Here is a 24,398-nt window from a genome sequence, read left to right on the forward strand (position 1 = left end):
TTGTTGCAGAGTCGAACTGTACGAAATGCGTGATTTGTTGCTCAAATATCACGTACAGGAAGTCGGGATGGAAAGCACGAGTGTTTATTCCTTATTATTGGTTATCAAGCCTTTGCAATGTAGTTGGCTATCCAACTTCCAACTTCTTTTGTGCCGTACTGCTCACCACCCTCTATTTGTATTTCGGGCGTGCGTACGTTTGCATCTAGACTAGCATCGACAGCCTTGCGTATCAAAGCACCTTCTTGATTCAGCCCAAAATGTTCAAGCAACATAGCTGCGGAAAGAATCTGAGCTACTGGATTGGCGAGATTTTTGCCGGCAGCTTGTGGCCAAGAGCCATGTACCGGTTCAAACAAAGGGGTATGCTCACCCAAAGATGCAGATGGTTGCAAGCCCATACTGCCTGTAATACAACTAGTTTCATCTGTAAGAATATCGCCAAAAGTATTTTCAGTAACGATTACATCAAAGAATCTGGGCTCTGTCAATACACGCATTGAGGCATTATCGATGAACATGTAGTCGGTGGTAACCTCAGGATAAGCCGGTTCCATCTCTTTAGCTATCTGTCGCCATAGGCGTGAAGAAGCAAGCACATTAGCCTTATCAACAACAGTAAGGTGCTTGTTGCGCTTCATGGCATATTCGAAAGCGACCTTGAGAATGCGCTCTATTTCGGGACGAGTATAGATATCTGTGTCGTAGGCTTTATCATTGTCTTGATATTTTTCACCAAAATACATGCCACCGGTTAGCTCTCGAATGACGATGAAATCGGCACCTTTCAACAATTCATCTTTCAATGGTGATTTATGAAGTAAGCAATCGAATGTGGCTACAGGACGTACATTGGCAAATAGTCCCAGTTTCTTTCGCATAGCCAGCAGACCTTGTTCTGGCCGAACTTTGGCCGTGGGATTATTGTCAAAACGTAAATCTCCAACCGCAGCAAACAATACGGCATCGGCATCCATGCAGACTTTAAAAGTCTCTTCCGGGAATGGATCGCCTACTGCATCAATGGCATGAGCGCCACAGATGGCCTCTGTATAAGAAAAACGGTGACCGAATTTATTAGCGATAGCGTCTATCACGGCTATTCCTTGTTTCATGATTTCAGGTCCGATACCATCGCCTGATAACACTGCAATCTTTAAATCCATATTTATTCTTCAATTAAGTTTAACATCTTAAATGTTGCCTTGATGGCAGCTTCGGTCTGGTCGGCGTCGAGACCACGTGTTCTAAAGACCTTTTCATCCTGTCGCCAAGTAATAACAGTCTGTACCAAAGCATCGGTTCTACCCCCCGGTGGAATTGTTACTTGATAATTGTCAAGAACCGGAAAGGTACGATTTAGGCATTCCTTGTATATTTTACGCAATGCACTCACAAAAGCATCATACTGTCCGTCGCCGGTAGAATCGGCCTCATACTCCTTGCCATTGATTTCTACTTTCAGACTTGCAATCGGTCTTAGCCCGTATGATGTAGAAACCATATAGCTTAATAGCTTTACCTTATCTTCGGGGGCATTATGCTTCAATACATCACTGACAATATAGGGTAGGTCATCTTGTGTCACAAGTTCTTTCCGATCGCCGAGTTGGGTTATTCGATTGGTAACCGCCTTTGTTTGTTCGAGTGTGAGTTCTAATCCTAAATCTTTTAGATTTTGAATGATATTAGCTTTACCGGAATTTTTGCCTAAAGCGTATTCACGCTTCCGACCAAATCTCTCCGGGACTAAGTCGTTGCAATACAGATGGTCTTTGCTATCACCATCGGCATGTACACCCGCTACTTGTGTGAAGACATAATCGCCTACAACTGGAGTATTCGGTGCAATGACAACCCCACTATATCCTTCGACAAGTCGACTCACATCGTTGAGCATTCCCTCATTGATGTGTGTAATGGCATGAAATTGGTCTTTCAATATGACTTGAACAGATGCTAGAGGCGCATTACCACTTCTTTCACCTAGCCCATTGACCGTGACATGAATACCTTTTGCGCCACTTAAGACCGCAGCTAAAGAGTTGCTGACTGCCAAATCGTAGTCATTATGTGCATGGAAATCGAAATGAGTATTAGGATACCGACGAATCATCTTGCGCAGGAATTCCAAACATTGTAGTGGATTAAGAATACCAAGGGTGTCCGGCAAAAGGAATCGTCGAATCCCACTAACACTATGAAGTGCATCCATCAACTGATAAACATATTCAGGAGAGTCTTTCATTCCGGATGACCAATCCTCTAAATATAGATTAACAGAGACACCCTCTTGCTCCGCATAGGCTACTTCTTCTTTAATGTCGGCAATATGTGATTGGGGAGTTTTCTTAAGTTGCTGTGTGCAATGTTTCAAAGAGCCTTTTGCAAGTAAATTGATGACACGTCCCCCACATTCACGAATCCAATCTATAGACTTATGGTTGTCTACAAATCCTAGCACCTCTACCCTATTGAGCATGTCAACGCTAGCAGCATAACGACAGATTTTCTTGACGGCATCTTTTTCACCATCTGAAACTCTAGCAGATGCTACTTCTATTCTGTCGACATTGACATCACGTAGCAACATTCTCGCTATCATGAGCTTCTCATGGGGCAAGAAAGATACGCCACTAGTTTGTTCTCCATCTCGTAAGGTGGAGTCCATAATTTCTATAACTTGTTTGCCTGCTCCCATTCTTCTATTTTATCTTTACTCTGAATAAGGAAATCAATATCGTCGAGTCCATTCATCAGGCAATGTTTTTTATAGGCATTGATTTCAAATTGCTCCGAACGATTTGTTGCAAGATTGGTCACTGTCTGATTGGGTAAGTCTACTTTTACTTGGGTTTGATGGTCTTTTTCTATCGTATCGAACAATTCTTGTAGAAATTCCTCTGATACCACAACCGGTAAAACAAAATTATTCAACTCATTGTTTTTGTGAATATCGGCAAAGAAAGAACTGATAACGACTCTAAAGCCATACCCGGCAATGGCCCAAGCTGCATGTTCGCGTGAGGAGCCTGAACCGAAATTTTTACCAGCAACAAGGATACAACCACTATATGATGGATTGTTTAAGACAAAGTCTTCCTTTAGCGAACCATCTTTATTGTATCTCCAATCCTGAAACAAGTTATCTCCAAATCCGGCTTTATCAGTAGCTTTTAAAAAACGGGCAGGGATAATTTGGTCTGTATCTACATTCTCTAAAGGCAATGGAATGCATGAAGAGGTTATTACATCAAATTTCTGTTTCATAATAATTTCTATAAAATACGTGGATCAGTGATTTTACCAGTTATAGCAGCTGCGGCAGCAACATAAGGAGACGCCAAAATCGTTCTGCTACCGGGGCCTTGACGACCTTCGAAGTTTCTATTACTAGTCGATACAGAGTATTTTCCAGTTGGTATCTTATCGTCGTTCATAGCCAGACATGCAGAACAACCCGGTTGGCGAATTTTAAATCCAGCGGCTTCAACTATCTTATCTATTCCTTCCTCGCGAATTTGTTTATCCACAGCCCATGAACCGGGTACCAACCATGCAGTCACATCTTTGGCTTTCTGATATCCCTTGACAATAGAGGCAAATGCACGGAAATCTTCTATTCTACCATTGGTACAAGCACCTAAAAATACATAATCTATAGGATGACCTTGTAATTTCTCACCGGGGGTAAATCCCATATAATCAAGACTCTTCAGGAATGAAGCCTGCCCAGACTCTTCTATATTATCCAAATGAGGGATACATTCAGAGATGCCGATACCCATACCCGGATTGGTTCCATAGGTGATACGGGGTTCAATATCTGCCGCTTCAAAATTTAATTCTTTGTCGAACTCTGCATCTTCCCCACTCTTCAAAGTCTTCCAATAAGCCAGTGCTTTATCCCATTCTTCACCTTTAGGAGCAAATTCGCGTCCTTTCAAGTAGGTAAATGTGGTTTCGTCCGGAGCTACAAAACCACCACGTGCTCCCATCTCAATGGACAAATTGCACAGAGTGAGTCGGCCTTCCATCGTCATATCTCGCACCACATCCCCTGCATATTCTACAAAATACCCGGTTGCGCCGGAGGTTGTAAGTTGACTCATCAAATATAATGCAACATCCTTTGGCGTAACGAAGTCACCCAGTTTACCATTGATATTGATACGCATACTCTTAGGTTTCTGCTGTAAGATACATTGAGAAGCCATTACCATCTCGACTTCAGAAGTACCAATACCGAAAGCTATAGCTCCCATGGCACCATGCGTAGAAGTATGTGAGTCGCCACAAATAATTGTCATGCCCGGTAAAGAAAGTGCTTTTTCCGGTCCTACAACATGGATGATACCATTATCTTGCGTATTCATCCCATAATGAACAAGTCCAAAATCATGGGCATTTTGTGCTAAAGTGTCAACCTGTTTTTTAGATACAGGCTCTTCGATAGGCTTATCTTGGTCGTGTGTTGGCGTATTGTGATCGGGCATACAGTAAATCTGTCTGGGTCTGAAACATTTTAATCCGCGAGCACGCATATCGGAGAAAGCCTGAGGTGAAGTAACTTCATGACAATACAACCGGTCTATATAAAGCTGCGTTGGACCTTCCTTAACAATTTGAACAACATGCTTATCCCAAATCTTGTCAAATAATGTATTCATAAAGCTAAATATTACTTGTTCCTAAATTTATTGATACAGTCGATATATGCTTCAACAGATGCCGTTACAATATCTGTATTTGCCCCAAATCCATAGTAAATATTATCTTCGTATTCTACCTGCATATGCACCTTTCCAACATCGTCAGAGCCTTTACTGATAGCCTGAATAGTAAATTCTTTCAGTATCATATGTTTCTGAATGATTTTTTTCAGCGCATTGATAGCTGCGTCGACAGGGCCGTTTCCACTAGAAGCCTCTTCAAATTTTTGTCCGGAGATATCAAGTCCGATACTTGCTACGCTACGCACACCTTTTCCTGTAGTGACTTGTAAGAAGTCGAGTTTCACGGCATGAGCATCTGCCGTATCGGCTCCTGCTAACATCAAGATATCATCATCATTGACTTCTTTCTTCTGATCGGCTAATCTAAGGAATTTTTGATAAATATTATCCAACTTATTCTCATCGGTTACGTCCACTCCATTTACACGAAGTCTGTATTTAAGAGCAGCTCTGCCAGAACGTGCTGTCAATACAATAGAGTTATCATCCAACCCAACATCTTTGGGATCTATGATTTCATAAGTCTGTACATTTTTCAATACACCATCTTGATGAATACCACTAGAATGTGCAAAAGCATTTCTACCAACAATGGCTTTATTGGGTTGAATAGGCATGTTCATCAGGCTAGAGACCATACGGCTAGTCTGACATATCTTTGTAGTATTGATGTTTGTATCAATACCAATACCTTGGTGGCACTTCAAAATCATAGCTATCTCTTCCAAAGAGGTATTACCTGCACGTTCGCCAATACCATTGATTGTCACCTCTACCTGTCTTGCTCCATTCAATACACCTTGTAATGTATTGGCTATAGCCATGCCAAGATCGTTATGGCAGTGTGTAGAAATAATGGCTTTATCAATGTTATCAACATGTTCCATCAGATATTTTATCTTCCGTCCGTATTCATCGGGAAGACAATAGCCCGTTGTATCAGGTATATTAACAACAGTAGCACCTGCTGCAATAACAGCTTCTACAACTCTTGCTAAATACTCATTATCGGTTCGCCCCGCATCTTCAGCATAAAATTCTACATCTTCAACAAACTTTTTAGCATAAGCAACAGCTTTCACAGCACGCTCAAGAATCTCTTCTCTAGTAGAATTAAATTTATATTTAATATGACTATCACTAGTTCCAATACCAGTATGAATACGCTTGTGTTTTGCATATTGCAAAGAATCGGAAGCAACTTCAATATCTTTCTCTACAGCACGAGTAAGTGCACATATTGTCGGCCATGTTACGGCCTTACTTATCTCTATGACAGAATTGAAATCACCGGGACTACTAATTGGAAATCCGGCCTCTATAACATCTACACCTAATTGTTCGAGTTGCTTGGCAATCTGAATTTTCTCAATGGTGTTCAACTGGCAACCGGGAACTTGTTCACCATCCCTCAATGTTGTATCAAAAATGTATAACTTGTCGCTCATTTATATGTGAATTATGATATTATACTTAATGAAAAAGCCTTTCACACTAATGGAAGTGAGAAAGGCTTACATATCTATATGTTAGGACTACCAAGACACCTCATCACTTCCTTCGGCTCGCTTAAGTCGAATATCAATAATGATGCTCTGTAGGTTTAGTCCTGTCATATTTCTTTTATTTTCTGCAAAAGTAATAATATTATCCGATATATACAAGCAATATGTTACTTTTTTGAATATTAATATTACAAATTATAACTTCCGTGTCGTGTTAATCAAAAAGGCATAACATCAGAAGGTGGAATCGGTGGTAAATTATCGCTTGAAGGGAAATCTCCAGACGGAATACCATTCATTCTAGAACCTAGGACCTCACCTCCCTCCATGGGTGGAGCTGCAGGAGCGGCCTCCGGATTCTGGAATCGAGTGAACTCGCCCTTAAAGGTAAGAAGTACATCCCCGGTAGCGCCTTTACGATGCTTGGCTATAATAATTTGTGCCATTCCATGCAAATCATTACCCTTTTCATCTTCAAAGATATGATAATATTCCGGTCGATGTACAAAAATAACCATATCGGCATCCTGCTCTATGGCTCCAGACTCTCGTAAGTCGCTTAATTGAGGACGTTTTCCTTCCAACCCATCTCTATTTTCAACGGTACGATTCAACTGACTCAATGCTAATATAGGAATATCCAATTCTTTGGCCAATCCTTTTAAAGAACGTGAGATGGTAGACACTTCTTCTTGACGGCTACCAAATTTCATACCATTTGCATTCATGAGCTGCAAATAGTCTATCATGATAATCTTCACACCTTTCTCACGGACAAGTCGTCTTGCCTTAGTTCGTAATTCGAACACGCTCAAACCGGGAGTGTCATCTATATATATAGGTGAACCGGTTAATTTTCTAACATTTTTATCAAGCCTGCTCCACTCATCCGGGGATAGTTGTCCATTTAATATTTTATTACCTCCAATCTCGCAGGTATTAGAAATCAGACGGTTTACCAATTGGACATTATTCATTTCGAGAGAAAAGAATGCGATAGGCACCCTGCTATCTACCGCAATATTCTTAGCGACACTTAATGCAAAAGAAGTTTTACCCATGGCCGGACGCCCCGCTATAATTACAAGGTCGCTCTTTTGCCATCCACTAGTCATCTCGTCTAATTTTGTATATCCAGTAGAGATACCAGTGAGCCCTCCGCTATTAGCAGATGCCTTTTGCAGTATTTCAATAGCTTGCTGAACAACAGGATCTATCTGGGTATAATCCTGTTTCATGTTTTTTTGAGAGATTTCAAATAGATTTCCCTCTGCTTCTTGCATGAGCTCATCAACATCAACCGTCTCATCAAAAGCTTTTGTCTCTATCTTACTAGCAAATGAAATCAGTTGTCGTGCAAGGAATTTCTGAGCCAAAATATGAGCATGAAACTCTATATTAGCCGAAGAGGCAACATGTGAACTCAAATCCACAATATACTGTGCACCGCCCACATCGTCTAATGTACCTGCATGTTTTAATTCTTCTGAAACAGTAAGAATATCTACAGGACGCTCGCTCATGTTGAGATTCTGAATAGCTTGATAAACTTTTTGATTGCGTGGCTCATAAAAAGTTTCTGGTCTCAAAATCTCTGAAACAATGGAAAATGCATCTTTGTCTATCATCAGAGCACCCAATACCACTTGTTCTACATCCAATGCTTGTGGCTGTAGATGTCCGAAATTAGTGTCAATATTGGATTGTTGTTTTCTTTTCGTCTTTACCGTATCATTTTTGTCTGGCATAATTAACTCCTTGTATTTCATGCAAAGATAAAAAAAAACGTATTGTTAAAAGGCATTTCACATTTATTTTTTATCTTTGCAATATACTATATTGATAATATTATGATTTCATATCCTTGTGCAAAAATCAATCTTGGGCTCAATATTATAGGTGAACGTAGTAATGGATACCACGACCTAGAGACAGTATTCTATCCTATTTACTCTTTACATGATACACTAGAGATTAAATATATGGGAGAAGATTTTCCTTCAGATACAGATTGTGATTTGAAGATAACGGGAAATGTAATTGAATGTAACGAACAAGATAATCTCGTAGTAAAAGCTTATAATCTCTTGGCGTCCGATTTTGAACTTCCAAGGGTGCATGCTCATTTATACAAAAAGATACCATCTCAAGCCGGACTTGGTGGTGGTTCCAGTGATGCTGCCTATATGATTAAATTACTTGATGAACGTTTCAGACTTAATATAGGATATGCAGAGATGGAGCGATATGCGGCTAAACTAGGAGCTGATTGTGCTTTTTTTATTACTTCAGAGCTATCATATGCTACTGGATTGGGTGACATCATCTCTCCTGTTGATGGACCTAAAGGTAATTTGAATGGATACTATATTGTCATTATTAAGCCTGATATATCTATCTCTACAAAAGAAGCATATCAATCTATTGTCCCGCAAAAACCATTAAAATGCTGTAAAGATATTATTAGACAGCCCATTGAGACATGGAAGGAAGCATTACACAATGATTTTGAAATACCAATATTTAAAGCTCATGAGGAGTTGGCAGCTATCAAACAAACCTTATACGATCTAGGTGCCATTTATGCTCAGATGAGTGGAAGTGGTAGTGCTATCTTTGGAATATTTAGAATTGTGCCTAATGGATTAGAAGAACAATTTCCTAATACATTTATATTCTCATCCAAACTTTGAACATGCAAGACAATTTAGAAGAATATTTTCCCTATATAGATGAAGAAGGGAATATACTAGGAGTTATTACAAGAGGACAAGCACATAATGGTAGTAAACTTCTTCATCCTGTAGTACATTTACATATTTTTAATTCTCAAGGTGAACTTTTTCTCCAATTGCGTCCGAAATGGAAAGATATACAGCCATCTAAATGGGATACTGCATGTGGGGGACATGTAAATTTGGGAGAAGATGTCACTACAGCTTTGCAAAGAGAGGTGAAAGAGGAACTAAATATAGAGGACTTTAGCCCAACAGAGCTAGGCCATTATGTCTTTGAGAGCCTAATGGAACAAGAGCTTATATATTCTTTTAAGGCCATATATAACATTCCTATCTCCATTAACAAAGAAGAATTAGCTGATGGAAAATTTTGGACTATGCAAGAAATTCATGAAAATCTAGGAAAAGGCATATTTACTCCAAATTTTGAATCAGAGTATAAACGATATTTTGCTAACGAGCAAAAAAACATATAAAAATATCAATAGCAACTTTCTCCTACTTAATGATAATTCTAGCTAAGTAGTTATACGTCGATTTGTAATCCATCATAGGCAAATTGAACGTCTTGAGGAAGTCTTAAACTTGCTTCAGCATGTAATCCTATTTTATGTGTAAGGTGTGTCAAATAGGTATGTCGTGCACCTATTTTATGAGCAAACTCAATGGCTTCGCCTACTAATTGATGGGAATGATGTGGCCTGTCCCAGCGAAGTGCATTTACAACCAATGTCTCAATTCCTTCTAAATAAGGAAGTTCTGAATCTGGAATTGTCTTCATATCCGTTATATAAGCAAAACTTCCAAATCTATAAGCAAGTATTGGTAAATCATCATGTAATACTTGAAAAGGTAGTACACGGAAATCTCCAATAGCTAAAAGTTCATGTTCCCGTATCGTTTTGATGTTTAATTTAGGTACTCCCGGATACAAATCTTCTCCAAAACAATAAGGCATAGTATGCTGTAAACCAGATGTAACGGAACTGTCTGCATAAATATGGATGTCGCCAAAGCTACAATAAGGACGCAAGTCATCTATTCCAGCTACATGGTCGTAATGTATATGTGTTATCAACACAGCATCTATACGCCGAAAATCTAAAGGGAGCAATTGCTGACGAATATCCGGACCACAGTCAATAAGGATACGAGTATTGGCTGTTTCTAGAAGACCAGCACACCGAAATCGACGGTCTCGTGGATCACAACTATGGCAAACATCGCAAGAACAGCCCAATACAGGGACTCCATTAGATGTTCCAGTGCCAAGAAAAGTGAATTTTGGCATAATCTTATAAACTACAGAATATTTACTTCCGGTTTAATTTGAATATCAAATTTTTCCAAGACAGCTTCACGAACGGTATTACATAAAGCTAATACATCGGCTCCCGTAGCGCCACCTCTATTTACAAGAACTAAAGCTTGCTTATCATGAACGGCTGCTCGTCCCAAAGCCCGACCTTTCCAGCCACTCTGTTCTATAAGCCAACCTGCAGGAATTTTTACGTGTAGTTCATCAATTGGATAATGTGGCATTTGAGGATGAAGTTCTATTAAATGCCCAAGTTGTTCTTTGCTGATAATCGGATTCATAAAGAAACTCCCTGCATTTCCTAATACTTTTGGATCTGGAAGTTTGGCTTGACGAATGGATATGATAGTATCTCTTAATTGCTTAGCAGTTGGAACATCTATGCCTTGAGCATCTAAAGAAGAACGAATATTACCATAATCTAGGCGTGGATTGAATTTTGTAGATAAGCAATAGACTACATAGGTAATTAAGTATTTATGATGCCATTCATTCTTAAATCTACTTTGCCGGTATGAATATTGGCAGTCGGCATTGGTAAAAGACACTTCTAGTCCTGTAGAAATGTTTATAGCTTCAACTCTATCTATAACATCTTTTATCTCTACCCCGTATGCTCCAATATTTTGAACGGCACTGGCTCCAACCTCACCGGGAATCAGTGATAGATTTTCTAATCCATAATATCCTTGATTTACAGCATATTCTACTACATCATCAAATGTAGTACCAGCCCAACAGCGCAACCAAACTTTATCTGCATCTGCCTTTATAACCTTTATATCTAGACGCGATTCTGCTTTAACAACAGTACCATGATAATCCTTGGTCAGCAAAAGGTTACTACCACCTCCTAGGATAAAGAAAGGGGCCGTTAGTATTGAAGCTGTTTTCTTCGCATCTTCTAAATCTGTGTATTGAATAAAAGATTTACATTTAGCCTCAATACCAAATGTATTGTAATTTAACAAATTAAAATTTAGACAATATTTCATTCTACATTGACAACTTAATAAGTTTCCAAGAATTACCTAAATACTTGAATGTCAATTCAGTTTCTAGTCCATTGGCAATACCCCTAATTACAAATACTTTCTCACGACTCTCTTTATATGATTGTCCATAAAGAATATTATATATATAATTGCTTGGTAATTGAGGAGCAAAAGACGACCATTGTTCCGGCTCTAAAGTTCCATTCATAATGCCAAAATCATCGTCAGGATCTGGACCGGAAAATTGTAGAGGATTATGCACACTATTAATTTGGAATGTAGAATCTGTAACAAATTTATAGTAAAAGTTTAAAAATGAAGCGTTAAGATTTTTATGCATCCCTTTATATGCAATATTTATTAATCTCCATTGGCCATTAATACGATTAAATACGTACTCTTTGATGGTCTTTTTCTTAAAAAAGATTTTTTCAATCACAACATGGTCAATCGTAGTATCTTTGACAACCTTCATTTGTTTGGCATTGTCAAAAATCAAAGTATAGAATTCCTGACGCATGAAGAAATGCTCCATCGTCCATTGATTTCTTTTTATTTGTTCGACTTTATTGTCATGATAAACCGGCAATGGAAAGTTAATGCGTTCAAATTGAAGTTTCTTATTGGCTGCAAAATTAAAAATAAAATCATCAAAGAGTTCATCGGCTGCTTTTGGCATCGGAGTTTCTGCTATTATATTATCCATTGTATCTATAGCAGAGCTATCAATCCTGGCTGTATCTACAACAACAGAATCCATAGTCTCCAAAGGCTTTTTATTCCGACAACCGGTGATGGAAAAACTGATTATTGTAGCCACTACTACAATAAAAAAACAAAAAGTATTTTTTCTCATGACTCTAAATTTTGGGTCTTAATATACCCTCTCAAATCAGTGCAAAAATACAACTTTATTTCTATATTCTTTCTTCTTTTAGCATAAAAATATTACCTTTGCATATATTTTTCAAACGACTGAAACGCATGTTATTAGAAAAGATTGAAGCACTGTTGAAAGAGGTGACGGAACTCACGGCTACAAATGCTGAAGAAATTGAACGCCTCCGCTTAAAATATCTCAGTAAAAAAGGTGAAATCAATGCTCTTATGGCAGATTTCCGTAATGTGGCTGCAGATCAAAAGAAGGCAGTAGGTATTGAGCTCAATAAACTGAAGCAAACTGCTCAAGATAAATTGAATGAGTTGAAAGAGAAAGTAGATACTGCCGAAAGCCAACATGAGGATTTCGATCTTACCCGTACTCCTTATCCCATTCCACTTGGAACACGCCATCCATTAACCATCGTCAGAAATGAGATTATTGATATTTTCCAACGTATGGGATTTACTCTCTTTCAAGGACCGGAAATAGACGATGACAAGCATGTGTTTACAATGCTAAACTTTGCGGCAGATCATCCTGCCCGCGATATGCAAGATACATTCTTTATAGAACAAACCAATTCCTCGGATGTGACTAAGAATGTTCTATTGAGAAGCCATACATCGGGTGATGAAGCTCATTATATGGAAAATCACCAACCTCCTATTCGCATTATTTGTCCGGGACGTGTTTACCGTAATGAGGCTATTAGCTCACGTGCACACTGTTTTTTTCATCAAGTAGAAGGACTGTATGTTGATAAAAACGTTAGTTTTACTGACTTAAAACAAGTTTTACTAACATTTGCTCGTGAAATGTTTGGAGCTGATACAAAGATTCGCTTGCGTCCTAGCTATTTCCCATTTACTGAGCCTAGTGCAGAAATGGATATTTCATGTAATATCTGTGGTGGAGAAGGATGTACTTTCTGTAAGCATACGGGTTGGGTGGAAATCCTTGGGTGTGGTATGGTAGACCCACATGATTTGGAGGCATGCGGTATCGATTCTAGTGTCTATACAGGTTATGCATTTGGTATGGGAGTTGAACGTATCACAAATTTAAAGTATCGTATTAGCGATTTGCGTATGTTCTCTGAGAATGACGTACGTTTCTTGCGTGAATTTGAATCGGCAAATTAAAGAACTGCCAAAGTTAAATAAAACACAATCAAGGCAATTATTGTCAACAACTCAACTGAGCGATTGATAATAATTGCTTTTTTTAAATCCATAATGGTGAGTTCACGAGGGTTAAAACCTATCATAGGTTTATCAACCCATTCTCCAAAATATAAATGAGAGCCACCAAACCTACAATCTAGTATTGCTGCTAATGCACTCTCTGGATAACCACTGTTGGGACTTAAATGCGCCTTTCCATAGTGCATTACGAATTTTATTTGTCTAAATTTCCCACTTACAAGCAACATCATCAAAGCTGTTAATCTCGCTGGTAGATAATTAGCGATATCATCTATGCGTGCAGCTATACTTCCAAATAGAAGATAACGTAGTGTTCGATAGCCAATCATAGAATCCAATGTATTAACCATTTTATATGTCAATATCCCCGGAACACCCAATATAGCTAACCAGAATAAGGGAGCTACGACACCATCGCTTAAGTTTTCTGATAATGTTTCAAGAGTTGCTTGTTTTATCTCTTGTTCAGAAAGGCTACTTGTATCACGTCCCACGATTCTTGATACTTGTGCTCTCCCCTCTTCAAGGCTATGTTCTAAAGCACTAAACACCTGCTTCGATTCTTTTATTAAAGTGGTACCGGCTAAACAGAAGAATATTAAAATACTTTCTATGCCTATTTCAAGCCAGATAGATATGAAAGATAATTCATGTATCAGAAAATATGCAAGTGTATATACCGAGCCAATAAGTGCTAACGCCATGACTCCTCCCTTTAGCATCCTATGCCGTCCCCGATTCATGATTCGTTCTCCAAAAGCAATTGTTTTCCCAAATAATACAATAGGATGTGGGAGCCGCTCCGGATCGCCTAAGCAGAAATCCAATACCCATCCTATAATTAACGATAGTATTTTTGCAATGTAAGCCATTTTAATGAAGTCGATCTAATAAAGCCACTAGCTCTAAATTCTCTACAGGTAATTGTGTTGCCACTCTGAAATATGAATCGTCTAATCCTACAAAATTAGAAGCATCACGAATCAATATACCATATTCTTGAGCTAGTCGTTGTTTCAATATGTTAGAGGAAGGTCTTCTCTTAAGGTCTATCTTTACAAGGAAGAAATTGGTCTGGGTAGGTAAAGCTTCATATCCATCTAATTGATTGATATGATTTCTAAACAACTCTGTTTCTTTTCTCAACCATTGTGTGGCTGGTAATACGTTTTTCCCTTGGAGCCATAATCCAGCTTCCAGCGCTAAAGCATTTATGCTCCATGGACGATTTATTTCTCGTAATGCCTGTATTAACATTCTATTTCCAACCACATATCCAAGTCTCAATCCCGGTATACAATATTTCTTTGTCATCGAATGGAGTAGAAATACATTTGGACGCCGTACTACTTCTGCATCAGTAAGTAATTGCTCTAGTGTATAATCTTCATAAGCTTGATCTATGATAAAGATGTCTCTCGGGCTATCAATCTCTTCCAATAATGTTTTCTTTGGGATAACTAATCCTGTGGGATTATTAGGATTACACACCCAATGAATCTTTTTCGAGGATTCAACCTTATGCTTAAATCGATTGGAAGCCAATGCATACTCTGAAAATGTAGGACTTGGAATTATCGGTTCCGCATCAGAAAAGAGTGTTGATATTAAGTAGATAGCATCAATAGAACCACTAGTCACCAATATTTCATCTTGGTGAATTCCTATAGAATTTGCCAAAGAAAGTTCTAAATTATGGGCATAAGGTTCCGGATAATGTGAAATAGTATCCAAACGATGAGCTAATTGTGCTTTTAGTTCATGTAGTTCTGCATGCCCCCATATATTAGAACTAAAATTTATACGAATATTTTTGTAACGATATAAATCGTCGCCATGAAGACTCTCTATCATACTTCTCCCTTCATAATTGAGTATAAACAATCCATATCAAGATTAGACCGAACATGGTTTGCAAGCAAATCATACTGTGTTTCCTTATACTTTTTAAGATTAAAACCCTCTTGGGATTTGCCGGCATAGGGAGCTAACAAAATATCAATAAACGAAATATTATCTAAGATGCCATGAACATATGTTCCATACACCTTATCCCTATTTACAATTTTACCATAATTACTAGTTCCATCCCTTAAAACACTTTTACCATTATGAATTTCATAGCCATTCAAGAGATAGCCCTCGAAAGAAAATTCTACTCGTTGAGTCGCTTTATTACAGTCCATGGTAGTCGACATTGGGAGTAATCCAAGTCCCGGTAATCTATCTATATCTCCTTCCACATGATTAGGATCGAGCACTTCTTCACCTAACATTTGGAATCCCCCACAGATTCCCATTATTGTCTTACCATTCTCATGAGCTTTCATAATCGCTTGTGCACAACCATTACGTCGTAGCTCATAGAGATCTTCCAATGTACTCTTGCTTCCCGGAATAATGATAATATCGACTTGTGCTATATCTTGAATATTGTTAGTATAAAATAGATTGACACGTGGGTCACGCTCTAATATATCAAAATCAGTAAAATTACTAATATACTTTAGCAATATTACGGCTATATTAATCTTATCATGGCTTACTCTCCTATTCTTAAATATTAAATCAACGCTATCCTCCTCCTCTATATGAATATCGTTGAAATAGGGAATAATCCCAAGAACAGGAACTTTACATACTTCTTCCAACATCTTACGCCCATCCTCAAATAGACGCATATCCCCTCGGAATTTATTGACTATAATCCCTTTTATAAGCTTTCTGTCTTCGGGATACTGCAAAGCTATACTCCCATAACAACTGGCAAAAACCCCACCACGATCAATATCAGCAACCAATATGACTGATGCACCGGCATATCTAGCCATAGCGAGATTGACTATGTCTTGTTTTTTTAGGTTGATTTCTGATATGCTACCAGCTCCTTCCATAACAATGGGATGATACATTTGGGCTAACTTGTCAAATGCATTATGAGCTGCTTGCTGCAAGTGTTCTCGTCCTTCTGAGCGGAAATATTCTTGTGCACTGTAGTTACCTATAGGACGACCATTTAATACTACTTGTGAGGTGTGATCTCCTTGGGGTTTCAACAAGATTGGATTCATATCCACTTGACATTCTAAACCTGCGGCCTCTGCTTGCACAGCTTGAGCTCTTCCTATCTCTAACCCATCACTCGTGACATAGCTATTCAAGGCCATGTTCTGAGCTTTAAAGGGAGCTGGAGCATAGCCATCTTGTTTGAATATTCTACATAAAGCTGTTGCCAATACACTTTTACCGACATCACTACCTGTGCCACACAGCATTATTGGCCTTAAACCAGTCATATATTTATTAGTCAAAATCCTCATCTGTAGCTAAAGCAAAAAGAAAATCACTCAGCCTATTCATAAAAACCATGATTTTTTTATCTTGTGGATATTCGCGGTTAACAGTCCATAATCGTCTTTCCGCAGTGCGAGCTTTACTTCTAGCCATATGCAAATAGGCCTGTAAGAAGGTTCCACCGGGCAATACAAAGCGAAATTTTCTATCTTTGGTAACCCTATCTATCTCTGTTTCCATTTCTGAAGTTAGCTCTTTCAGTTCTTCCTCACGTGGATTTTCTTTTCCCGGTGGAGTTGCTACCAAGCTCATTATAGTCATCAACTCCTGTTGAATCCTGCATAATAGGAGTCTCCGAGTATCTCCTTTTGGCATAGAAGCGCATACAACACCAATATGACAATTCAATTCATCAATTTCACCATTGGCTTCTATCCGTATATCATCTTTATCTACTCTAACACCACTGCGCAAGTGGGTTTGCCCATCATCACCAGTCTTTGTGTATATTCTTGCCATAATTCCAATATAAATGTGTATAACTTGCCGTCACATTCTTATACTTAAAAAATGGACTATCAACTATCTCGTTTCTTGCATTGCGAACTTCTGCTATGGTTTGCGGTCTTTGCCCCACAAATTGAGTGTAGTGAAATTCATGCCCTCGTAACTTCAGACCATTGGGTAATTGCAATTTACGATAGCCTAACGAAAGTTTACGATGCTCATCTTCTGCCGATATAACGTGATTAAATAGGCCAACCATTCGTCGACTCCCCTCATGAGTTCGTATTTCTTTGCACAAATACATCATACCTCCACACTCAGCCCATATACGTCCACCATGTTCACCATATTGGTATATTTCGTGCATAGTATATTCAGAGAAATCGTCTAGGTGCTTTTCTGGGTAACCACCGGGTAAATATAGCAAATCCGTATTGCGCGGAATAGTAAAATCTTCTTCCGGATTAAAATAAGTAATATGCCCCCATTTCTCCATCATATCAACATGTTCTTGATAAAGGAAAGAGAATGACTCCTCATTTTTTGCGACGCAAATATTCCATCCTCGTGGAGGTATATTTGCTAAATATGAATCATTATCTTTCGGGACATCGCGCATCACACTCTCCAATAACTGGTCAACTTGTACATATTCAAGGAAGTATGACATGTCTTTTTCCTTTATTTTGGTGAAATTCAATCCCAAATATCGACTAGATAGCTCTATATCTTTGCATTTTTGTATATATCCAAAACATGGCAATTCCAATTCTTCTGTAACTTGACAGAGCATATTATAATGTTGAGCAGAATTTACCTTATTGAAAATAACACCAGCAATTTTGATATTTGGACGAAACTCCATAAAACCTTTCAATAAAGGAGCTATAGAGTATGCTGCACTTTTAGCATCGACAACTAGTATCACAGGAATATCTAATATGGATGCTATTTCTGCCGAAGAGCCTTTATCCCTGTCATACCCATCATACATCCCCATCATGCCTTCTACTATACAGACATCGGCTCTCTGCGCATAGTGAGTATAGATGGCTTCTACACAACATGTAGAAGCCATAAAGGTGTCAAGGTTAAGTGAGGGGCGTCCGCATGCTACTGCATGAAACTTCGTATCAATATAATCCGGACCACACTTAAATGGCTGCACATGTAACCCTCGCTTGGTCAGTGCCGACATCAATAGTCGGCATACCGTAGTTTTACCTGAACCCGATGTAGGAGCAGCCAATAAGAATTGTGGAATACGTTTCATTCGTTTTACTTATCTAATATATGGGTAATCCTCGTAAATTGATAACCGGTAGCTATAGTTATCCCCTTTGTCAACTCCTGCGTTCTCTTATTATAGACATACACACATGCCGGACTGTCTTGTGGATTTACGCCTATAAAGACTTTATTATTCAAGATAAATGAACGTTGTGAAAATGTCCCGCTGCTATAAGGTAATGCTTTACCTTTATAAGTAAACTCTTTCAAAACATTAGTAGACAAGTCTAGTAATGCATAATAGCAATTATAGTTTGTCCCCCAACCTTCACTAAGTCTATTGTCTTTACTGGTACCTGTATGTTCAGGATCTTGGATATAGAGCAGAGCTTTATTGCCCCCAACATAATCACAAGTTACGATCTTGCCATTATTTGTACCTGTGTTCATACCTATATATGACTTGTCAAATTTCTCTTCACCGTTATTGATTCTGACTATACGACTATATTTAGACGTAGCAGATTTAGCACCAGCTATACTAGATAACAGAGGAAGATATAGATTCTGATTATCGTCAAAAAAACTTTTATCCTGTAAGAGCTCTCCATAAGCCGTTCCGGCCATCTCTTCTCCTACCGTCGTTGAATCTAATTTTTCTACTACCATTGTTGTAGGATTGATAAAGGCTGCAAAAACCTGCTTAGTAGCCTTTTTGGCTTTTTCGCAGAAAAAATAGATTAATTTGTTATCGCTAGCACGATAAGTAGCCAAGCCAGAGGTACTATATTGTTTCACACGAGTCTTTTTAGCTAAATCTAAACTTCCTTCGGCTTCAATAGTCATATTATCTGTATTATATTTTGTCCAAACGACATCGTTTGCTTTACCATTAGCTGCCATGACAACAAGTTCATTATTAGCCAACCAAGCATGTGTATATCGTCTATCTTTATAAGTATTCTTATCGAAAGGACGTTCCTTGACCGTTATAATTTGACCATTAATAATCTGATACTTTCCAAACCTGTCTTTCTCTTTGGGTATCTGATAATAGTACATGCCCTTAATAATAGATTCTTGATATAATTTGGCTGTCACATCTACGCCGGTATTCTTAAAGTTAATAGTACTATCTCCTTCCAAACTCTTCAAATTTTGTACGATGATTGCATCATTGCTACCCATACCGGTACTTTGTCCGGGAGTTACCCAAATATCATAATGAACTCCCAATATCTCATCAGGATTCCGATTCGGTTCGTCATCGTTAGAGCAAGCTGTGAATAATTCACCCACAAAAATACTGGTTGCAACGATTACTAATAAATATATTTTCCTCATCTTATTATGTTGTTAATTAATAAAAACTCTGAATTTGCACATCCATTCCCTACTGGGTTTCTGTAGTTTATAGTTGTCGTAAGCTTTTGTATCAAAAATATTGTTACACTCTAGTGAGATATTATATCTCATTTTGTCCCATGAATACGAGAGAGTTGCCGAATGGAGATTTTGCGTTGGGATATGTGCTTTAGAAAATAGGGAGCCATACCCTTCCCATGTCAGATAAAACCAATGTACATATTGATACAAATAGCTGAAGCGTATATTCGTATCCTTACAAAATAGATTGGTCTTCTGTAACATTATTTCCGCATTCCCATAAAGCCATGGACGGTTGGGAAGTCTATTTTTGTAGGTCACAGATTCCTTACCATCATTCATCCATCTATTCATATCACGTGCATTCTGATAAGTTCCATTCAGTTTTAGCTGCAACCAATCAGCATACGAGTAACTCACTTCGCCTTCTACTCCTTTCACTGTGACATCATTTACATTCTTATATTGTAGCAATCCATCCTGTTCAGACAAGACTGCATGAATATAATCTCTCACCTTACGGACAAATCCTGCAACTTCATAATCTAAGCGATACGTTTTGCTGAATACTGCATGTCCATACAATCCTAAGTTTACATTGTCGCTATTCTCTGGTTTTAAAGCTAAATTGGCATAGACAGTAGTGCCGTTACCCAAGAGTTCATTGGCCAGCGGAAGTCGAGCTGCATGCTCAAAAGAGCCCTTTACAGAAATTTCCGGCAACAGTGTATAACGACTACTGAGCCCGTATCCCATATAATTCTTTGTCGTATTGCGAATCGCATTCATGGAATTAGTTATCCACGGAAGATCGGTTTGTCCAACTTTTACATGATTAATATAATCCTTTAAAAATACAGATGCTTGCCAACGACCTTTCAAGCTAACATAATAAGATAATCCTATAAGATGTTTCGTAATTCTATCACTCGACGGTTCAAAATCGGTATCGATTTCATCCCAGCGTCGATTACCGGTACTATACATCAAATAATTAAGATTGAATGATTGATTATGTCCAAGCGTATAATCAAAATTTGTTCTGATGGTGGTAAGCGGACGACTATAATGTCGTAGCTGTTTACTACGACCAGTAATCTCATTGCGAACAGTATTAATGTAACTACCGTCCCATGCATACTTCCGATAAGTAGAATCTACAGTCACAGCCTTATCCCAAGTTTGCGATATAAGAGCCTTCAATCGTAAACCATCCACGAAGAAATTGTGTTTATCGTAACTCATCGATACATTCCAAGCATGCTGATTACACTCTGCCTGACCATATACAATACTCTGTATCTGTCCAGTTTGCAATTCCTTATCTTTCTTTTGACATGATGCAGAGACGAAAAACGCATCGGCCCACGATTTATTCTGAACTCCTACTTCCATTTGCCCTAATAAGAAAAAGTATCCATCATGAAATCGTTTTGCATCAGTTTCTATATAAGCATCTGCTTGCTCATTCCATAATTCCACACCCTTCATACGGTAATCATTCTTCGAATAAGCCAGTCCGAACGATGGTCGTATCACGATTCCGGATTTAGGTAGCACCCATTGCCCGTTTAAGTCGGCTAGTGCGGTATGAAACGAACCTGCTGTTACAGATACATCTAAATAGTTTTTTATTTTTCGAGTAGTCACTAAATTAATAGCTCCCCCCAATGCGTCTCCTCCTAGATAAGAAGGTACGACACCCTTATATATCTCAATATAATCTATAAGACTGATAGGTATGTTATCAAGCGAGGCATTACGTCCTTTCAAATCCAAGGGTACACCGTCAAGAAAGTATCTCACCGACTTACCCGACATCCCATTTAAGGATAATTCATAATCTGCCCCCAAACCACCTTCACGTCTTACTCGTGCGCCGGTAGTCTGATTAATGAGGTCGGCTAGATTTGTTGCTACATTTGATTGGTTGCGTACATCGATCATATTCATGTAGAAACCACTTTCTTTCAATTGGCGCTGTTTGCTTTTTGCTGTCACATGTACGCCCTTTAAATTGATAGAATCGGCAATATCATCCTGTGCCCATAAATATATAGGTACAATCAATGCTACAATCAACGAGGCTAAGCCTTTCATTATTATCAAATGCGATTATTTAATAAATTGTAATATACCCCATCACCCGGAGGCCATATACAACGATAATTAGATTTGGTAGGTCTTCTGACTTTCTCCATCATCTACACCTTCCCGTCGCACGTCAATGTACGCCAGTGGCTTTCATTGGTAGATAACACAAGGAGATTACAGCAGCGGGTACTGTTCGGGACTTACACCCGATTCCCTTTTAATCAAACAGGCAGTAATCTGTCTGAACCAATATCTGTTTGCAAAGTTACCCTTTTTACTGTAAGAAACAAAATTAACACAAAATGAATTCTACTAATGAGAGTTTTTTTATCGAAGATTTAATTTTACAATATGTTTTCCTTGTCTAATAAAAAAATATCTTTACCTTTGCCCACGTTAGAACTCAAAATGTGTGTAACTTGCACAGTCAACACTCTCACGTGCGGAGAGCTAGAATCCAAGCGACTTTAATACTAACGGTCCATACAGACACGGCTTCTATTTTTATAATCGTATCAATAATCCCAATGCAATTATCTTCTTTCCCGCTTTGGGTAGAATTACTCATGCAACTGCAGTATTTGATACTAGACCTACCGGTACGTATTGGACAAACCCGGTGATACTAACTAAAACAGGGGTTGACTTCGATTGGAGAACTGTATTTTCTTTCGATAGAGATAGCGGTGTATATCCATTTGGGTCATCAAATATACAAGAAGGATACAGTATGCGCCCCGTGGCAGAGTAAGCCCCTCTACAACCTCCTCCATCCCTGATAATGGAGGGACGGGGGAATAACCCCAAATAGCTCTTTGACATGCAGAATAGACACGAGAGGAAAAACAAAGCCTCCTACTTGCCGTTGTGCGGGAAAATGAGTATATTTGCACCGTAACATTAATTATATTATAAGGAGGAAAAACTATGGCAACTTATACTATCAACATCGACGAGCGCACGAAGGAAGGACGTGGCATCATGGCATATCTGCGCGAGAAAGGACTCATTCCGCAGAGCAAACCTAATGGTATTGAGGCTACAAGGCAAGCCATCAGCGAATTGCAGCAGGGCAAGGTCACACGTTGCAAGACATTTGACGAATATCTCAAAAGTGTGAGGTGATGCGTGAAATCGTTTTCACAGGTCAATACAAGCGTGACTTGAAACGTGCTCGCAAGCAACATCTTGCTGAAGATGACTTGAACGAAGTCATTAAGATGTTGGCTGATGATATACCATTACCCGCAGCTCAACGTGACCATGCTTTGAGTGGTGAATATGCCGGGCTTCGCGAATGCCACATACATCCCGACTGGCTGTTGATTTATAGCAAGGAGGATTTTGTTTCGATGGAAGAAGATACTGTGTGCGAACTGCGCATTCTCAATCTTATACGTACCGGAACGCATTCTGACTTGTTTGGCTGACGCCACAAAACTAATTCCCCTTCCGTCCCACATTCCCATTGCAGGAATGTGGGACGACTGTTTTCTCCCCCTCGTGCCGTATTCGGAGCAAGCAGGTATCGGCGATTTCGCGCAACGGTGTCTCTACGAAAGAAAAAGCACTGGCGCGCCACGCGACAATGCTTCTACGAGAAAAAAATGGCCGGCGCGCCACGCGTCACCCCATTCTTGATAAAAATCAATCTAATGTTCAACTTAAAACACAAAACGCTTATGAAAACTACAAAAATCAAATCGTTCGACCTCGGCCATATGCACGTGGAAGAGGACTTCGGATTTCAGAAAATGGTCAGCGTCGAAGTCGAGCACCTACCGTACGTAGCCCCCCCCCTCGGCTATGCCGCAAAACTGAGATCGGCCGTCGAGGCATTCAAGCAGGCGTATCAGCAGTTTGACGTCGACTTGAAGAAAGATACCACCGTTCCCTCCGCCAAGGTAGCCGCCGAGCAAGATGCACTGCGCGACAAGGCATGGAGGTCGATGCGCGAGTATGCCAAGGCTGCGATGACATTCCCCGACCACGCCACCGCCGCCACCGCCACAGAGGTGTACAATCTGTTCAAAAAGTACGGCGACCTTGCCACAATGTCTCAGGCCGAAGAGACGGGGCGCCTACACAATCTGCTACACGACCTCATGGAAATAGACGCCTCGCGCATGGCCGCCACCAATTTCAAGCCGCTGCTCGACCGACTATACCAGTGCGAGGACGAATATCTTACCACGGTGAGTTGTCGTGCCAGACAGGAGAGTGCTGTACAGGTGGGCATCATCAAACCATCACGCATGCCGCCGATGCTGCTTATCGCACACTCGTGGAAACCGTCAACGCCCTTACCATCATTAACGGTGCAGCCCCCTACACCCCGTTCATCGACCCTGTGAACGCTATCATCGACCGCATGAAGACAGTGTTGACCACACGCCGCACCGTAAACACAAAGAAGGGTAGCAGCCCCCCCCGGCCCTCCCCGAAGGGGGAGGGGGAAGTATAAACTCAAGAACTTAAAAACTCACAAACTCCATTTTGTAAAAAGA

General features: G+C 39.4%; 22 protein-coding genes and 1 riboswitch. Of the genes, 6 read left to right on the forward strand and 16 right to left on the reverse strand.

Translation table 11 applies throughout. The annotated features are described in order from the left end of the window. Positions 1-104: 104 nt before the first annotated feature. The 6 genes from leuB to dnaB all read right to left on the reverse strand — a co-directional run bounded on the left by leuB (position 105) and on the right by dnaB (position 7,989). Entirely contained in the window at positions 105-1,166 is a 1,062-nt protein-coding gene (gene leuB, locus HMPREF0671_RS09950) for a 3-isopropylmalate dehydrogenase (RefSeq protein ID WP_036900132.1), read from the reverse strand. 2 nt (positions 1,167-1,168) lie between these two features. Next, positions 1,169-2,671 carry an alpha-isopropylmalate synthase regulatory domain-containing protein gene (locus tag HMPREF0671_RS09955; RefSeq protein ID WP_198025904.1) on the reverse strand — a complete coding sequence of 501 codons (1,503 nt, stop codon included), beginning with the start codon at positions 2,669-2,671 and terminating at the stop codon, positions 1,169-1,171. 5 nt (positions 2,672-2,676) lie between these two features. Further along, the gene (gene leuD, locus HMPREF0671_RS09960) at positions 2,677-3,270 is read right to left on the reverse strand and encodes a 3-isopropylmalate dehydratase small subunit (RefSeq protein WP_036900136.1); all 594 of its coding nucleotides are present in this window, start codon (positions 3,268-3,270) and stop codon (positions 2,677-2,679) included. Positions 3,271-3,278: 8 nt separating this feature from the next. Next, complete coding sequence (gene leuC, locus HMPREF0671_RS09965; protein ID WP_036900138.1) at positions 3,279-4,670, reverse strand: 3-isopropylmalate dehydratase large subunit; 1,392 nt, start codon at positions 4,668-4,670, stop codon at positions 3,279-3,281. Positions 4,671-4,681: 11 nt separating this feature from the next. Next, a complete protein-coding gene (locus HMPREF0671_RS09970; protein ID WP_036900139.1) occupies positions 4,682-6,184 on the reverse strand; it encodes a 2-isopropylmalate synthase in 1,503 nt (500 codons plus the stop codon). Positions 6,185-6,459: 275 nt separating this feature from the next. Next, entirely contained in the window at positions 6,460-7,989 is a 1,530-nt protein-coding gene (gene dnaB, locus HMPREF0671_RS09975) for a replicative DNA helicase (RefSeq protein WP_036900141.1), read from the reverse strand. 102 nt (positions 7,990-8,091) lie between these two features. On the opposite strand from dnaB, the gene ispE reads away from it, so the two are divergent. Next, complete coding sequence (ispE, locus tag HMPREF0671_RS09980; RefSeq protein WP_036900143.1) at positions 8,092-8,934, forward strand: 4-(cytidine 5'-diphospho)-2-C-methyl-D-erythritol kinase; 843 nt, start codon at positions 8,092-8,094, stop codon at positions 8,932-8,934. Between the two features lie 2 nt (positions 8,935-8,936). Beyond that, positions 8,937-9,455, forward strand: a complete 519-nt coding sequence (locus HMPREF0671_RS09985; protein ID WP_036900144.1) for an NUDIX domain-containing protein — start codon at positions 8,937-8,939, stop codon at positions 9,453-9,455. 50 nt (positions 9,456-9,505) lie between these two features. Here HMPREF0671_RS09985 and HMPREF0671_RS09990 read toward each other — a convergent pair whose 3' ends face one another. Genes HMPREF0671_RS09990 through HMPREF0671_RS10000 form a run of 3 tightly spaced genes read right to left on the reverse strand, consistent with a single transcriptional unit; the run spans position 9,506 to position 12,148 of the window. Next, entirely contained in the window at positions 9,506-10,270 is a 765-nt protein-coding gene (locus HMPREF0671_RS09990; protein WP_036900146.1) for an MBL fold metallo-hydrolase, read from the reverse strand. 11 nt (positions 10,271-10,281) lie between these two features. Next, positions 10,282-11,292 (reverse strand): UDP-N-acetylmuramate dehydrogenase, encoded by a 1,011-nt coding sequence (gene murB, locus HMPREF0671_RS09995; protein ID WP_036900147.1) that lies wholly within the window; start codon positions 11,290-11,292, stop codon positions 10,282-10,284. Position 11,293: 1 nt separating this feature from the next. After that, the gene (locus HMPREF0671_RS10000; RefSeq protein WP_036900149.1) at positions 11,294-12,148 is read right to left on the reverse strand and encodes a DUF4348 domain-containing protein; all 855 of its coding nucleotides are present in this window, start codon (positions 12,146-12,148) and stop codon (positions 11,294-11,296) included. A gap of 128 nt (positions 12,149-12,276) precedes the next feature. Here HMPREF0671_RS10000 and pheS point away from each other — a divergent pair, with 128 nt between their 5' ends. Continuing rightward, complete coding sequence (gene pheS / locus HMPREF0671_RS10005) at positions 12,277-13,317, forward strand: phenylalanine--tRNA ligase subunit alpha (RefSeq protein ID WP_036900151.1); 1,041 nt, start codon at positions 12,277-12,279, stop codon at positions 13,315-13,317. On the opposite strand, the gene cbiB is transcribed toward pheS, so the two are convergent. The 7 genes from cbiB to HMPREF0671_RS10040 are packed head-to-tail and all read right to left on the reverse strand — an operon-like array spanning position 13,314 to position 21,897. Beyond that, positions 13,314-14,252, reverse strand: a complete 939-nt coding sequence (cbiB, locus tag HMPREF0671_RS10010; RefSeq protein WP_036900153.1) for an adenosylcobinamide-phosphate synthase CbiB — start codon at positions 14,250-14,252, stop codon at positions 13,314-13,316. The two genes, pheS and cbiB, sit on opposite strands and share 4 nt — an antisense overlap. A gap of 1 nt (position 14,253) precedes the next feature. After that, positions 14,254-15,234, reverse strand: coding sequence for an aminotransferase class I/II-fold pyridoxal phosphate-dependent enzyme (locus HMPREF0671_RS10015; protein WP_036900163.1), 981 nt, complete (start codon positions 15,232-15,234; stop codon positions 14,254-14,256). Beyond that, the gene (locus HMPREF0671_RS10020) at positions 15,231-16,676 is read right to left on the reverse strand and encodes a cobyric acid synthase (protein WP_036900164.1); all 1,446 of its coding nucleotides are present in this window, start codon (positions 16,674-16,676) and stop codon (positions 15,231-15,233) included. Before HMPREF0671_RS10020 ends, HMPREF0671_RS10015 begins: the two co-directional genes overlap by 4 nt. A gap of 7 nt (positions 16,677-16,683) precedes the next feature. Beyond that, a complete protein-coding gene (locus HMPREF0671_RS10025) occupies positions 16,684-17,193 on the reverse strand; it encodes a cob(I)yrinic acid a,c-diamide adenosyltransferase (protein ID WP_036900154.1) in 510 nt (169 codons plus the stop codon). Further along, positions 17,165-18,454 (reverse strand): cobyrinate a,c-diamide synthase, encoded by a 1,290-nt coding sequence (locus HMPREF0671_RS10030; protein WP_036900156.1) that lies wholly within the window; start codon positions 18,452-18,454, stop codon positions 17,165-17,167. Before HMPREF0671_RS10030 ends, HMPREF0671_RS10025 begins: the two co-directional genes overlap by 29 nt. A 5-nt stretch (positions 18,455-18,459) precedes the next feature. Further along, positions 18,460-19,755, reverse strand: coding sequence for a hypothetical protein (locus HMPREF0671_RS10035; RefSeq protein ID WP_036900157.1), 1,296 nt, complete (start codon positions 19,753-19,755; stop codon positions 18,460-18,462). A gap of 12 nt (positions 19,756-19,767) precedes the next feature. After that, the gene (locus HMPREF0671_RS10040) at positions 19,768-21,897 is read right to left on the reverse strand and encodes a TonB-dependent receptor plug domain-containing protein (protein ID WP_052053000.1); all 2,130 of its coding nucleotides are present in this window, start codon (positions 21,895-21,897) and stop codon (positions 19,768-19,770) included. A 59-nt stretch (positions 21,898-21,956) separates the two neighbouring features. Next, positions 21,957-22,157, reverse strand: a riboswitch (cobalamin riboswitch). A gap of 661 nt (positions 22,158-22,818) precedes the next feature. Between HMPREF0671_RS10040 and HMPREF0671_RS10045 the strand changes: the two genes are divergently transcribed. From HMPREF0671_RS10045 to HMPREF0671_RS10055, 3 genes are all read left to right on the forward strand, one after another. Then, positions 22,819-23,016: a hypothetical protein gene (locus HMPREF0671_RS10045; RefSeq protein WP_036900159.1), complete on the forward strand. Its 198-nt coding sequence runs from the start codon at positions 22,819-22,821 to the stop codon at positions 23,014-23,016. Beyond that, complete coding sequence (locus HMPREF0671_RS10050; RefSeq protein WP_036900161.1) at positions 23,016-23,321, forward strand: type II toxin-antitoxin system YafQ family toxin; 306 nt, start codon at positions 23,016-23,018, stop codon at positions 23,319-23,321. The genes HMPREF0671_RS10045 and HMPREF0671_RS10050 overlap by 1 nt, the downstream gene beginning before the upstream one ends. A 252-nt stretch (positions 23,322-23,573) precedes the next feature. Further along, positions 23,574-24,245 carry a DUF6261 family protein gene (locus HMPREF0671_RS10055; RefSeq protein ID WP_156958407.1) on the forward strand — a complete coding sequence of 224 codons (672 nt, stop codon included), beginning with the start codon at positions 23,574-23,576 and terminating at the stop codon, positions 24,243-24,245. Positions 24,246-24,398: the final 153 nt, after the last annotated feature.

The organism is Prevotella sp. S7 MS 2 (genome assembly GCF_000762865.1).
Lineage (GTDB): Bacteria > Bacteroidota > Bacteroidia > Bacteroidales > Bacteroidaceae > Prevotella.